Genomic DNA, 12,919 nt, shown 5'->3' on the forward strand with positions numbered 1-12,919 from the left:
TTCTCCAGGCAAAAAAATACCGCCATCAGGCGGTTGTCTTCGTGGGCAAGCTGTCGTTCAGTCGATCAGGCCGGTGGCACGGGCCAATCGACCGTCTCGGGATACCCCTCTTGCGTCTCGACGCGATTCAATGCGAGCCGGTATCGCTTCCAGGCCATGAGTGCAGCCTCCTCTGCTGCTGTCGCCTCGCCCAGGTCGGCAGCATCTTGCAGCGGCGCAATCCGCAACGTTGCAAACGACAGCAAGCCGTCACGCTGCGCTTTGACCTGCGCCTCGATCTCCTCTGGCGTTTTTTCTGGCTCCGGTTCTGGCTCAGGCTCAGGAGGTGGAGCCACCTTGAAGCCGCCGTCGATGGTCACCACCAGCCCTTCGCACATGCCGTCGATGGCTTCCAGATACTGTGCCTCGGTGATTTCGACGAACCCTTCGGCAAAGTCACGCCGAACCTCGCCATTCGCTGCATAGGGCATTACTTGATCCTCATGTAATAGGTGGCGCCGATGTTCTTGGGTCGGGTCTCGTTGCCCGTGCCCGCATCACCGGTCTGGAGGTTTGTGTTGTTTGCGGAACCGATGCCTACTCCGCCCGATGCCACGCCCACGGAGGAGGTCGCGGTACGCCCGACGTGGGAGTGCGTGACCATCTGATCGAATTCAAGCGTGCCCGCTGAGCCGGCACGAATGAACCGGCGCTCGGTGTTGATCAGGCTGATCGTCCGCCCGTTGATGGGGCTGCCGGACAGGTTGATCACTGCGGTGGCCAGCACCAGCGGCGCCGAGCCCGACACGCTCTCTGAGGTCAGGATGCCCGTGTTGTAGTCATCGGCCGCTGTCAGCTTCACATACCGATAGCTTTTGTCCTTCGGCGGCTCAACCACCCCGGTAAGGTGGGTGAACAAGGGGATGGGCACGCCAATTGGCTGGTAAGCCCACAGCTCGCCCAGGTCATCCGGGGCAGAACTGATGGACCGCCAGGTGTCGCCGAGATAGCCCTCGAACTGCCCGGTAGTGCTGTTGTAGCGGATCATGCCGTTGACGGCGGTAGAGGGTCGCTGAGCCGGCGTGCCACCCGGAAGGATGGCCGCACCGGTTGTCGTGGCTGCGTCCTTCTGCACGGTTGCGCCAAGCGCCTCGTCCAGGCCATCCACCTCCTCAGTCGGGATCTTGAACAGTTCGGAGGTGGTTGGGTTCAGGCTGCGCAGGACCAGATCGGCCTGGCCATCGTGGAGCACGACGTCCCACTGCTCGGTGGTGACCTCCTTGAGCCACAGCATGCCGGCCTGCACATAGGGTGGGCGCGAGATGCCGCGGTGCAATGAGTTCAGCGCATCGCGAAAATTGTTCAGGTCAATCGCGAGCTGCGACCCGCTCTTTGCGTTGGGGTCCATTGCACCCCAATCGAATTGGCTCATAGGTACTCCTTAGATCCGCCGGCCATAGCCCTTGGCGAGATAGTCAAATGTGCGCGCAACCCCGTTGCCGGCACTGTCGAAGAACCGGACGTCGAAGCCGCTGTCGTCGATGTTGGTGACCAGTTTGCGATCCCCCACGCTCAGGCCCTGCGCATCCACGGCCAGGGCAGGACGCACCATGAAGGCGGGGGCAAAGCTGATCCGCACCCCTCCGGCCGGGCACAGCAAGTCATTGGCACCGGCAACGCGGTCAGGCATGTCAATGACGATGCGCATCTGGCTGACGCTCGGGGTCACCGCCGGCGCATAGCTGCGCAGATGCAGGCGGAAGCGGAACGCCCGCGCCGTGTGCTCGCCAATGGTCAGCGGGGCCCAGGGGGTCCAATCCGTCGGCGCCGCTGGCTGCGGAGTACTGCTTTGCGAAACCTCCAGCGTCAGCCCCCATTGGCCGGGATCGACATCGGATAGCCGGTCGATCGACGCCAGGGTGACCCAGCTCGCCATGGTGCCAAGGATGTCAAAGCCAAAGGCCAGAACTTCGCTGGTGAGGCGCGCGGTGTAGACGTGGCCCATGTCGACGATTTCGTCGGCGTAGTACCAGCCCTCCTCCTTGAGTCCCGACGTGCCATAGGCCATGGTCACGACCTCGGCTAGCGTTGCCCAGTCTGAGAGTGTGTCCTGGCTGTCCAGCTGCAATTGCCCGAGCGACACGCTGACATCCATCCGCTCGCCCGGCCAGGCCGGGCCCTCCTCCACCACCTCGACGGCGTTGTAGCTGTCCAGGTCGGCGATTTCCGAGGTACCCGATACAGCATTCAGGCTATAGACATCACTGGTGTCTACTGCGCGCACCAGGTAGGTACCGCGGCGAGCCGGCAGGGTTGCCGTGTTGACCCCCGCCGAAACGCGATCGATCACCACCTGGGCGCTGGCCCAGGTCGCCCCAGCCAAAGCCGGGCTGTAGCGAACCTCATAATGGTCAAGGTCAAGGTCAGGAACCGGTGGCCACCACAGTGTCAGCTGTCCGGCGTTGACCGTCAGCCGCAGGTCGGCGATATCGGCAGGAGGCCGCAGCAGGCCCTGCAGCGACACGGTCAGGCTGGCCCAGGGCGAGCGCAGGCCGGTGATAGCCATCGAGCGGACGCGGATCTTGTACTCGCCCGGGTTGGTGTCCTGCATTTCCGCCGTCACGCCGGACTGCATGCTCAGCGGACCGTAGTCGCTTTCGCCGGGGCGCCAGACCTGAAACTCATACAGCGTGATCCGGGGATCGCTGGGCGGAGTGACCGAAATTGACGCGCCCGATCTCACCGCCACGCCGGCACGGTACAGGTACTCGTCAACCGCGAGGTTGATCGGCGCCGGCAGCGGTCCGGTTGGGATCAGCGAGGTATCCCGCTCAGGCAGGTTCAGGTTCAGCTCGACGCGGGCGTATTTGTCAGGGTCGTGCTCGACTGCCGTCACCTGGTACTGGGCGCCCTCCTTCTCCGATACGCCGACAACCCGGAACAGCTCAGGCTCAACGGAAAGATTCGACAGCACCCACATCGCCGCTACCACGGGGACGGCGCTCAGTGGCTCGATCAGCGTGACGACGTTTCCAGTGAAGGCCTGCACCTGGCGTCTTTCGATCACGCCGGTTGGCAGCATCACATCAATGAACCAGTCAAACCCAACGATCTCGTCGGGCACTTTGTCGAGCTGCAGTTCCGACAGCCCCGGAACCCGAACACGCCCACTCAAGCGTGCGCCAGCCTGTGAGGGATCTGACACGGCAATGATGTCGCCTGGGCGCAGGTCGGCATGGTCGACGCCCGCGGTGTAGCTGATGGTTTCGGTTTCGGCGCGCTCGCTGTAAAGCAGCCAGCGGCCGAGCCGGTGCGCCTGGCCGCGTGACGTACAACCGAACGCCGTCACATCCAGCTGCCGCCATCCAAACTCCCGGATGGCGGCAGCGTCTTCCACGACCTCGACTTGCTTCTTGTAGCCGTCCTGAGGGTCGTTCCAACTCACCAGCGCAGCCGAATGGCGCTCCCGCAGGCCGGTACCGACCCGCTCGAACTCACCGTTGATGACGTTGGCCGGTGACACCAGCTTGACCGGATCGTTTGGCATGTCCGCCACGGCCACCGCCGAATTGCTGCCCCAGTACGTCATGCCACGAAATGCACTGGCCAACTGATTCAGGGCGTTGATCGCCTCAACCTGCTCGGCCAGCACGGTGTTGACGGTGAAGCGCGGCTCCATCTTGCCGTAGCCGTTGGGCACCAATTCGTCGCAGTATTGGGCGATCTGGTAGAGCGACCACTTGTCGACGCTTTCCAGGCCAGCCCCGTAACGGGGATGGGTTGCAAGGTCCAGGTAGATCCAGGCGGGGTTGTCCGTCCAGGCCAGCTTGTAGGTGCCATCCCAAAGCCCGGTGTACGCCCGCGTGACCGGGTTGTAGTTCGTAGGCACACGAATGATGCGGCCTTTCACGTCATAGGCACGAGACGGGATTTCGGAACCGAACTGGCGCGCGTCGACCGTAAGGCCGATCAAGGCGCTGTCCGGGTACATCATCCGAGCCTCGATGATTTCGGTGTAACTGGCCCAATAGGTATCGTTCTGGACCGTGGCGGTGCCGTCTGGCGTCTGCCGGGTCACGCGGACTGTCCAGGGCCCTACGCCATCCAGGTAGATGCGCTGCTGCTTCTCGTAGGGCGAATTGGTCTTGCCACTGAAAATGATCATCGCCGAACTGACCCAGGGGCCATTGCTCGGTCTTACCTCGACCAGCAGTTGCGCGTATGAACCGTTGATATCGCCGGTCTTGGGATCCTGACTGGATAACGCAGGCGCGCGGACCTTGATACGGATCGAGTTCGCTTGAAGGTTCGTGATGGCCCGCACCAGAGGCATGCCCGCCTTGATCTGGGTCGATACATCGACCTCGCTCTCGACGACAGAAAAGCCAGGAATCGGCGCCTGTATGGCCTCGCCGGTTCGGGTGGTCACCGTCACCCCGGAGAAGTTGAAACTGCCGTCTGCGGCCTGCAGCGGGGTATCGTCGAGAAACACCGACTTGAGCCCATTCACCAAGCCAACGATCGGCCCCTCTCCCAACAGGTCGATAATCCGTGCCGTTGCAGCGGATCGCAGCGTGTTCGGCGCCTCGACTGGCGTCCTCGACGAGCCGCCACCACCGCCCTTGCCGCCACCTTTGGCGCCGTGGATGTTGTCCATTACACCTCCTCGGCGGTCAGCCCAGCGCTGACCACAATAGAGCCGGTCCTGACCCGGCCATAGATCACCGGTACCGGCAGGCCCTGGGTGCTGGTGTTGGTGGGCCCGTCGAACAGGAACGACGGGCGTTCATCTGCTGACTCGCGTCCGGCGTAGTCGTTGCTCTTCGGGGTTTGACTGAACAAGCTTGTGACCCCGCCCGTGGTCTTGTTGAAACCCTTCTTGACCATGCCGTAGTTGCCGGTCATCACGCCCCAGACGACCATAGAGATGCCGGAAACGATGTTCATCACGCCGCCGGCGCCCTCGATTGCCGGCAGGATATGGACCTCATCAGCGGCGCCCAGGGCAACCACCAGACCTTCCTCGGCCAAGGACTCGCCCTGCTCGAGCGGGCCGCGCAGTACATGCCAGTGGCCGGCCTCCAGCGCTTCGCGGAAGCCCGGCAGTTGCACCAGCAGCGCACGCACTGCTTCGGCCGGATCGCGCACGTCCAAACGAAAAGGGCCCCCGAATTGGGAGCCCAGTGCGCCGTGCAGATGGATGGTCTTCATCGTGACTCATGCCTCAACCAAAGGATGATGTGCGGCAGCCAGCGGCCGATCGGCTCGCGCCGGGACAGCTGGGCGGCGTCTACGGGGTCACTCCCGCTTGGGTGGTGCAGCGCGAGACCGTGCTCGAGTAGCACCCCGCCGTGGTTCGGTACCGGTGAGCGCAGTTGAGCAATCCACATGTCGCCCGGCAGAGCCTCGGCTTGCTCGATGCGGCGGAAGCCCGCGGGCGCGATGCCATCTCGGTACAAGTCGCCGCCGTTCAGCCACCACTCCCAGTCCCGCGGGAACTCGATCAGGTCGATGCCCAGCTCCAGGCGATAGTAGTCGCGGATCAGTGCGTAGCAGTCGGTGACGCCGTGGCGAAACCCACGCCCCACCAACGGGGTGCGCTCGACCTGATCGCCGAACCAGACAGGCTCGGTGGCCCGCTCGCCATCCGTGGCCACGATGCCCCACGGCACACCGCTGGCCGCCTGCCCACGCATGTCTGCGGCGCTCGGGCAGGCCGGATAGTCGGGGTGGCTATGCACCACCGCCAGCAGGCCACGCGCCACGGCAGCCGCCATCGTGCGCTTGTCGACCTGGAACGTCTTGGTGGGCTCGGCGGCGATGTTCTTCACCCGCCGGCACTCGCCCGGGGTGATCAGCCAGACCGCTTCCTGTGGGTAGCTGGCAATGGCCTCGCGCTGTAGCTGTTCCGTGTACTTCTCGAACATCACCGATACCTCGCCACACCTGGGAACCCGTAAAACGGGAGATTGCCGTAGATGCCAAAACGCAGCTTGCAGTCGGAGAGCCGCTTACCGCACCGGTCAGCCCCGCGATCCGCGCTTGCGCCGCTCTCCGTCCACTCGCCAGTACCGGCATAAGGACAGGTCACCCCTTCGTAGCGATACTGGGTGCCATCCCACCACCGGTACCGGTGCGTGCAGGTGTCGCGCAGGACCTGGCGGGCCGGGATCATCCGGCCCTCCTGGTCCATCTGCACCGACAGCTCGAACTGAATCTGCGTGCGGTTCTGCCGGGCCTTGCGCTCGATCACGTAGTAGTCGATCGGGAACAAGGCGTCGGGGTCAGGATCACTGCCATCATCCAGGTGCTTGCGGTAGGTGCGCTTGCGCCGCACCGGGGCGCCCACCAGGTCGTTGGCTGACATCACCAGCGACAGGAAAGCCAGGTCCTGGGCTGCCAGCAAAAGAGTCGGGCGCGGCAGAGTGCCCTGCCCGTTCCACTCGAAGCCCTCGGCCTGGATTGGGAACGGCAGGTACTGCACGCCACCGAAGCGGATCGGCTGACCGTCCACCGCCGCCGTGGCGAAGTGCATGACCTCACCGCCGTACTGGGTCGCGTCGATCTCGAACATCTGCACGATCGCATCCTGCTCCAGGCGCTGCATGTCCGTCGCGATGATCTCGGGCGTCATGGGTTCAGGTCCTCGATGAAGGTGGCAGTCAGGGTGTAGAGCCGGTAGGCGATGTGATTGACGACTGGGGGCTCGGCGCAGATAACCCGCAGATCACCTTCGCCTGGGATCGTGCACTGAAATGCCTCAACCCCGCGGCGCGCGCTCAAGAAGTTACGGAGCGTGTCTTTCTGGCCAGCCTTCAGCGCGGTCCAGGTCAAATTCCAAGTGCGCCGAAACGGCTGCAGCCCGGCGACTCGACGAAGCTCGTAACCGTCACCGAACCCCGTCACATCACGCGCAAACGTGCCCGACGCCGTCAGACCGTAATCTGGCGGTCGGCCAATGTTGGGTAGCGTTTCCATTGAGTTTCCTACGCGAGCATGCCACCTGGGCGCTGCTGTTCTTGGATTATCTGCATGATCAGGTCGCGAACACCCTCGCCGGCCAACTGGCCCTGACGGCGCGCCTCGGCCTCGCTCATGCCTGGCTGCCCCTGCACGGAGACCTGGATCGGGATGTTGAGGTCGCCGCGGCCGCGCTGGTCGGAGTCGCGATTGGATGCTGCCAGGTACCGCTTCAGGTCGCTGTTCGTCCGGCTATCCACGACCCGTTCACCCTTATCGAGCAGCCATGTGCCTTCGCGCGGGATGTAGTCCATACCGTCGTGCGCCATACCGGCGACCGAGTTGATCATGGTCATGAAGCTGCCCGCCTGCCCCATGCTGGACGCCGCAGCAGCAGGAGCAGCGAGAGGCCCTACCAGTGGAATGGCAGCCGTCGAGGTGAAGGCGTTCAAGCCCGCCATGATCACCTGCGACGTACCCCATTGGATCAGCATGCGCAGAGCGGTCTCCGCAAACGTCGCCGTGAGGTCTGAAAACGAGAGCTTGCCGGTCTTCACGAAGTCAACGAGCGCGTCGTTCATGCCCGAGAAGGCTGTGGTGAAGGCCTGACGAGACTGACCGGCGAAGTCGTTGGCGTTCTCGTAGTAGGTCAAGAACGCCCCCTGCGCCCCCAGGGTCCAGTCGCGCTGGGCATCATCAACATCCTGGTAGTACCGATCCTGCATGGCCAGCCTGTCGCTCAATGCCTGGCGGAGGGCAGCAGTCTCTTTGTCGTACAGACTCTGACTGATGCGCCCTTCGTTGTGCTGCTGCTCGAGGTTGTCCAGCTGCTGCTGGTACTGCTGCTCGATGTTGAGACGTTCTTGCATGCGCTGGCGCGAAACGTCGCCCATGCCCATGCCGGCTAGATTGCTTTCCAACACCGCCGAGGCCCGCTGCAGTTGACTGTTCAAGTTGGCTTGGAACGCCGACAGCTTCTGCGCTTCCTCGGTGGCCACCTTGCGCAGCTGCATCTCGCGCTCAAGGGCTGCGTTCTTCTTCAACTGAGCAGTGATCAGATCCTGGCTGGCCAGCAGCGACCGTTGATCGGCAGTCAGCACCTGCTTGCCCTTGATATCGGCCAGTTGCTGTTCCCAGCGCACCAGGGCCTGACCAGCCTCGCCCAGCTTCTGCATCTCTCCAACCTGGGCGCCGATAAGGCCATTCTGCTGCTGGAGCACTGAGTACTGCTGGCGGGCCTGATCGAGAGCCTTGGTTCCGGCGTCTTCGCGGTAGGCGGGTCCCTTGCGTTCGGGGTTATCCTTAAACTGCTCACGAGCAGCGTCGCGCAGCTGGTTCAGCTCGGCCTCGGTGTACACACGCCCGCCGTCGCCAAGTGCCGACTTCCTGGCCAGCTCGTCGATCTCTTTGAGCCGCTTGGCCAGCTTTTCCTGGTTGCTCGCCGTCGTGCGCAACTGGCTGGGCTTGTAGGTGCCCAGCGTGTACTGCAGGCGGTCACGTAGGCGTGGTAGATCGACCCGGAGTTCAGGTTGACGAACTGGCCGTTCAGGTACGCCAGGATCAACTGGGCTGGATACGACTCCATCAGCGACGGGATGTAGTCAGGCGGCAGGTTCAGCTCGTTGTCGAACGTGCTGGCCTGCACCAGGCCGTACATGCCTTGCAGGGCTGGCTTCTCGCGCAGCTGCTTCACGAACTGCTGATAAACGAACTTGAACCCCTCGGGGGTTGTCGTCACATCCACGCCGTTCTTCAGCCCAGGCACGTTGTAGCGCATCCGGGCAATGATCTTGCGCCAGGCGTGCTCGGCCTTGAGCGCGGGCAGAACATCGAGCTCATCGACCAGGGCGTGCCCGATCTTGAATCCGACGATGGTCTGCGGCTTCTCCATCGAGCGGCAAATGGTCGTGCTGCGGTACTGGCCACCGCTGTAGAACTCGACCTCCTTGTCGCTCTCCTTCGTCTTGACCTTCAGGCCCCAGTCGAAGGCGACTTCCTCGATGGTAGGGAAGAAGATGTCGCGGATCTGCGGGTAAGTCGGCGCGAAGTAGCCGGAGTCGATCCGGGGCCACTCCCACACGTGCTTGCACAGCGCCGCGCAGCCCACCCAGGTCTTGCCAGAGCCGAACCCGGCCACGAACCCGCGGAACTTGTTCTCCATACGGAGGAAGCTGGCCTGGGGCACGTTAAGTGACGGCATCAGGCTTCCTCGCATCCACCACATCGACCTGCACCCGAGTAGGTGACACGTTGTCGTGGGGATTCTCGTTCTTGGTCTGGCGGTTCACGTAGACATCGCCGACCTCTTTGGCCGCCTGCTCCAGCAGCTGGGCAGTCAGGGCCATGTTCTTCATGTTCTCGGCCTTCTCGGCCATCCGCCCAAGCACACGAAGCCGGAATGCCCGGTTGGCAATGGGGATTTCGGATGTCTCCTCGCGGAACCGCTTACGGGTGTCCTCGAATAGCGTTCGCCATTTGGCCGCCAGGTTCGCTCCAGCACGCTTGGTTGGGTCGTGCTGCTCGACCTGCTGGCGGGTCACATCGATGTCGAATTCTTGCTTGACGGCTTGTGAGACCTGGGTAGGCGTGTCAAGCCATCCGGCCCGAACATCGCGCACGGCCCCATCAGGCGCAGCTTCACCTCGTAGTCCAGGTGGATGAACGACTCGGCCCAGCCGGTGCGGAACTCCTCGCAGCCGGCACGCATGATCGGAACACCGAAATGCAGCTTGCAGTACCGGCGCACGTCCTCGATTTCGCCCATCTCGGTGCTCTTGGCGATCCGGTCGTACATCGCCCACCACAGGGCGTTCTGGTCCAGGGTGCGGTCCTTTCCCGGGCGCATGGTGACCACGACGAACTTCTTGTCGCGGAACAGGCGGGTGAGCATTGTCACGGCCTCGGAGAGCTTGGCTTGGCTGTTGACGCTGATCTTCTCCGTCATGCCGCCACCTCCTGCAGTTGCTTCTCTGCGGCGCGCAACCTGGCGGTGAGCTGGCTGATTTCGTCCAGAAGGCCCAGCGCGACCTCCTCCACCGTCGTTTCGCCGAGGAACTCGTCCAGTGCATCCGTGTGGCGCTCGAGGGCATCACTGCCGGCGCGCCAGGAGGCGACTACCGACCACAGGAGGGGTTGGAGCTTTTGCTTGTCGATGGCCATCAGTGCTTCTCCTCGGCAGCTTCCATCTCGTCGAGCTTCTTCATGACCTGGGCGAGCAACTGCGCGTGCTCTTCCTCGGTCTCGCAGATCACCGGAACAAACAGGACGGCATGCTTCGCGAACGTCTGCGCCAGGATCAGTGCGGCGCGGATCTTCTTCATCGGACTCACACCCCCTCCCCGGCCGGCTGCCCGGCGCGCTTGATGTTCAACTTGGCCAGCAGGTGTGCACGGCACGCGGCGGCGCTGGTTGGGATCTGCTGGACTTCCAGCAAGCGGACTTGGCGCTGGCTTGCGTGCTCGTCGGCCAGCTGGGCGGCGCTCTTCTGGCTGTCATGGCCAATGCCGGTGGCAATTTCGCCCAGGGGCTCGCCAGCGACCAGCATGCGAATGGTGATGTCGTAGGCCCGGGCGAAAACCTTCTCAGCCCGCTCCACCTCCATCGACCCCAGGTTTTGCGATTCGCATTGCAGGGCCGCGTGACGCACTGCTGCGTGCGACCAGGTACGGGAACCTGCCCTGCTGGGGTGGAAGTTCTCCAGCGCCTCAGCCAGGGCCCGAGCAAGCGGCGGGATGCCCATCTCTTCAGGCGTCGGCTGGCACAGCTTGATGAACTTGCCGCTGCTCGGGGCGAAGTCGGTACCCAGCACCCGGCACTTCTGGATGCCGAATCGGATCTGCTCGAGCGTGCTGATGCCCGCGGCGACGAAGGACTTGATCCAGCTGCGTTTGGCAGCCTTCAGGGCCTCGTCATCCGGCCAGGCCTGCTTCCACGCCGGGAAGATAGCCTGCAGCTCCTTGAACAGGGCGTTGACCACTTCGGTGGTGCCTGGGTCCAGCTGCTTGGCCGGGGCCTGAGCCTCGGCTGGCAGGTTGCGGGCCGTGGACATGATCTGCGTGGCGCTCTTCGGAGCGACTGACTTGCTCATAACACCCCCAAGTCATCAGCCCAGCTGGTGTCGTCGAAGTCAGGTCCGTTGCCCTGGCGGCGAGGCGGGAACTGGTGGACGTTGCCCGCTGATGGCAGCTCGTCATCCCAGCGCTTGCCATTGAGCCAGGTTGCCGGGTGCGGGATGAACTGACCGCCATCCTTGGTCCAGTCAGCGGATACGCTCCAAGCCGCCAGTGCGGTGGCCATGCGGTTGAACAGGGCTGCGTCGACTTTGAGCTTGGCCCAGGCCTTCTCGGCATTGGCCTTGCCAACCTTGCGCGGGTACAGCTTCCAGAACTTCGCGAACAGCTCGGCCGGCGACTCGCTCGACGAAGTGAGGGAATCAGGAATCAGGTTAAGGGAATCAAGAGAGAGGGAATCAGCAGGGAAAGAACCATGCTTGTCTGGTGCTTGTCCGGTGCTAGCACCATAGTCGCCCTGAACAGGTGGTTTCTCGCCCTCTGCAGGTATGGTGCTCGCAGCTTCCTTTACGTGAGGGTTCTGGTGTTTTGACCAGTTCACCACCTGAATCGCTTTTACGCCGCAGGCCTCGTAACGACGGATGAAGCCCTTCTCAGCCAAGGAATCGAGCATTCCCTCGATGTCGACGTTGTCAGCCGGGAACAGCGCCATCTTCAGGCGTTTCGGGCGATCTTCAAGCCGCCCCTCACGGTCAGCCTCGGTCCACATGCCGATGAACAACAGACGAGCAGCGAAGCCCAGGTCTGCAAGGTCTTCGTTCGAGAAGAACCCTGGTTTGATGTTTCTTGAGCGGGCCATCATTGGGCCTCCAGCTTGGTGATCAGGTTTCTGGCTGCCTGTGCTGCAGTTTCGAGAGCCTCATGGCGCGGCGGGACACCATCCTCAATGAGCAGGACGAGGTCTTTCGCGGCCTCCAGCAGCTCGGCATACGAGAAATAGTCACCAATGCCAGCCGCAGTGACGCGCCCGCCCAGCAGGGGCATGCCGAGTCGGATAGGAGTGGCTGGGGTCTCTACAACAAGAGTCACGATTTTCATGGGCGCACCTTCCCGACCATCTCGGCCAGTTCAGGGAAGCGGTCCACGTACCAGTGAGGCTGCGTTTCGCGGGGAGATTGAGGGCTGGTCAGGTTCTTGCCGTATCGCAAACCCTTGTCGGTGATGGACCAGAACGTGACTGTCTCCTGCTTAGAGTTTTTGCGCTGCATGATCTTGAGCAGGCCCGCCTGCTGCAGAGCCTTGTTGAAGGCCGCTGGAGACATGCGGATGCCGTGGTCTTTCAGCAGGGCGGTAGCGGACTTGGTGGCCATGGATGAGCCGCCCGCAGCATCCGTGGCCTCATCGATGGCGTAGCCAGGCAGGAACTTGGCATCCAGGCCGTTGTTCTGGGCGATCTTGGCCAACATCAGCATCTTGCTGGAGTTTGCCGGCTTCAGCAGGCGGTCAAAGCACTCCAGGATGGCCAGTTCGCCGATAACCTTGGAATTGTTCGCCGGCAACGGCGCGGCCGCAGCGAAGGATCGCTCAAGCTCTTGCCAGCGATCTACCAGCTTGGATGTGAACTCCGGCGAAAGCTGTGCAACGATGGCGTAGCTGTCACGCTCGCAGACGTTGTAGATCCGGGTTGCCCTAGCCCTGCCCAATTTATCGCGGGACCATTCATCCTCAGATTGAGGATGGACCAGTCCGCTGGCCGCCAGGTCTTCAATGGTGCGTTTCACGTTGTCGTGACGCTTCCCGGTGACGCTAGCGATCTCGCGGGAAGACATCGTGCGCGCCACAGAATCGTGGTTAGCATTTTGTGGCGCGGCCCTGCTCAGGGCCTGTACATGTAGGTCGGAGCTGTGCATAATCAGCCTCACAGAAGTAGTTGAAGAAACCGCCCCGCCAGGCGGTTTTTTTATGCCCGC

The 12,919-nt window shown here is 62.9% G+C and carries 16 protein-coding genes and 1 pseudogene; all 17 read right to left on the minus strand.

The window, feature by feature from the left end:
• Positions 1-65 precede the first annotated feature (65 nt).
• The 17 genes and pseudogenes from BLS27_RS22340 to BLS27_RS22415 all read right to left on the minus strand — a co-directional run bounded on the left by BLS27_RS22340 (position 66) and on the right by BLS27_RS22415 (position 12,778).
• The gene (locus BLS27_RS22340) at positions 66-470 is read right to left on the minus strand and encodes a tail fiber assembly protein (protein ID WP_090346873.1); all 405 of its coding nucleotides are present in this window, start codon (positions 468-470) and stop codon (positions 66-68) included.
• Entirely contained in the window at positions 470-1,411 is a 942-nt protein-coding gene (locus BLS27_RS22345) for a hypothetical protein (protein ID WP_090346874.1), read from the minus strand. Before BLS27_RS22345 ends, BLS27_RS22340 begins: the two co-directional genes overlap by 1 nt.
• 9 nt (positions 1,412-1,420) lie before the next feature.
• Positions 1,421-4,636, minus strand: a complete 3,216-nt coding sequence (locus BLS27_RS22350; RefSeq protein WP_090346875.1) for a TipJ family phage tail tip protein — start codon at positions 4,634-4,636, stop codon at positions 1,421-1,423.
• Complete coding sequence (locus BLS27_RS22355) at positions 4,636-5,190, minus strand: tail assembly protein (protein WP_090346876.1); 555 nt, start codon at positions 5,188-5,190, stop codon at positions 4,636-4,638. Before BLS27_RS22355 ends, BLS27_RS22350 begins: the two co-directional genes overlap by 1 nt.
• Positions 5,187-5,906, minus strand: coding sequence for a Mov34/MPN/PAD-1 family protein (locus BLS27_RS22360; RefSeq protein WP_090346877.1), 720 nt, complete (start codon positions 5,904-5,906; stop codon positions 5,187-5,189). The genes BLS27_RS22355 and BLS27_RS22360 overlap by 4 nt, the downstream gene beginning before the upstream one ends.
• Complete coding sequence (locus tag BLS27_RS22365; RefSeq protein ID WP_090346878.1) at positions 5,906-6,613, minus strand: phage minor tail protein L; 708 nt, start codon at positions 6,611-6,613, stop codon at positions 5,906-5,908. Before BLS27_RS22365 ends, BLS27_RS22360 begins: the two co-directional genes overlap by 1 nt.
• Positions 6,610-6,957 carry a phage tail protein gene (locus BLS27_RS22370; RefSeq protein ID WP_090346879.1) on the minus strand — a complete coding sequence of 116 codons (348 nt, stop codon included), beginning with the start codon at positions 6,955-6,957 and terminating at the stop codon, positions 6,610-6,612. Before BLS27_RS22370 ends, BLS27_RS22365 begins: the two co-directional genes overlap by 4 nt.
• Before the next feature lie 8 nt (positions 6,958-6,965).
• A complete protein-coding gene (locus BLS27_RS22375; RefSeq protein ID WP_167358131.1) occupies positions 6,966-8,393 on the minus strand; it encodes a phage tail tape measure protein in 1,428 nt (475 codons plus the stop codon).
• Positions 8,394-8,437: 44 nt separating this feature from the next.
• Positions 8,438-9,139, minus strand: a pseudogene (locus tag BLS27_RS22380) (terminase large subunit domain-containing protein); the annotation flags it as partial.
• Complete coding sequence (locus BLS27_RS22385) at positions 9,126-9,557, minus strand: DUF2280 domain-containing protein (protein ID WP_090346881.1); 432 nt, start codon at positions 9,555-9,557, stop codon at positions 9,126-9,128. The pseudogene BLS27_RS22380 and the gene BLS27_RS22385, both read right to left, overlap by 14 nt.
• Positions 9,476-9,883 carry a recombination protein NinB gene (locus tag BLS27_RS22390; protein WP_244155262.1) on the minus strand — a complete coding sequence of 136 codons (408 nt, stop codon included), beginning with the start codon at positions 9,881-9,883 and terminating at the stop codon, positions 9,476-9,478. Before BLS27_RS22390 ends, BLS27_RS22385 begins: the two co-directional genes overlap by 82 nt.
• The gene (locus BLS27_RS22395; protein ID WP_090346882.1) at positions 9,880-10,098 is read right to left on the minus strand and encodes a hypothetical protein; all 219 of its coding nucleotides are present in this window, start codon (positions 10,096-10,098) and stop codon (positions 9,880-9,882) included. The genes BLS27_RS22390 and BLS27_RS22395 overlap by 4 nt, the downstream gene beginning before the upstream one ends.
• Positions 10,098-10,259 (minus strand): DUF1382 family protein, encoded by a 162-nt coding sequence (locus BLS27_RS23875; protein WP_244155264.1) that lies wholly within the window; start codon positions 10,257-10,259, stop codon positions 10,098-10,100. Before BLS27_RS23875 ends, BLS27_RS22395 begins: the two co-directional genes overlap by 1 nt.
• A 5-nt stretch (positions 10,260-10,264) precedes the next feature.
• Positions 10,265-11,026, minus strand: a complete 762-nt coding sequence (locus tag BLS27_RS22400) for a replication protein P (RefSeq protein ID WP_090346883.1) — start codon at positions 11,024-11,026, stop codon at positions 10,265-10,267.
• Complete coding sequence (locus BLS27_RS22405) at positions 11,023-11,808, minus strand: hypothetical protein (protein WP_090346906.1); 786 nt, start codon at positions 11,806-11,808, stop codon at positions 11,023-11,025. The genes BLS27_RS22400 and BLS27_RS22405 overlap by 4 nt, the downstream gene beginning before the upstream one ends.
• On the minus strand, positions 11,808-12,047 hold the full coding sequence (locus BLS27_RS22410; RefSeq protein ID WP_090346884.1) for a hypothetical protein: 240 nt from the start codon (positions 12,045-12,047) through the stop codon (positions 11,808-11,810). Before BLS27_RS22410 ends, BLS27_RS22405 begins: the two co-directional genes overlap by 1 nt.
• The gene (locus BLS27_RS22415) at positions 12,044-12,778 is read right to left on the minus strand and encodes a Rha family transcriptional regulator (protein ID WP_341845472.1); all 735 of its coding nucleotides are present in this window, start codon (positions 12,776-12,778) and stop codon (positions 12,044-12,046) included. Before BLS27_RS22415 ends, BLS27_RS22410 begins: the two co-directional genes overlap by 4 nt.
• Positions 12,779-12,919 lie beyond the last annotated feature (141 nt).

The organism is Pseudomonas guariconensis (assembly GCF_900102675.1).
In the GTDB taxonomy this organism is placed as follows: Bacteria; Pseudomonadota; Gammaproteobacteria; order Pseudomonadales; family Pseudomonadaceae; genus Aquipseudomonas; species Aquipseudomonas guariconensis.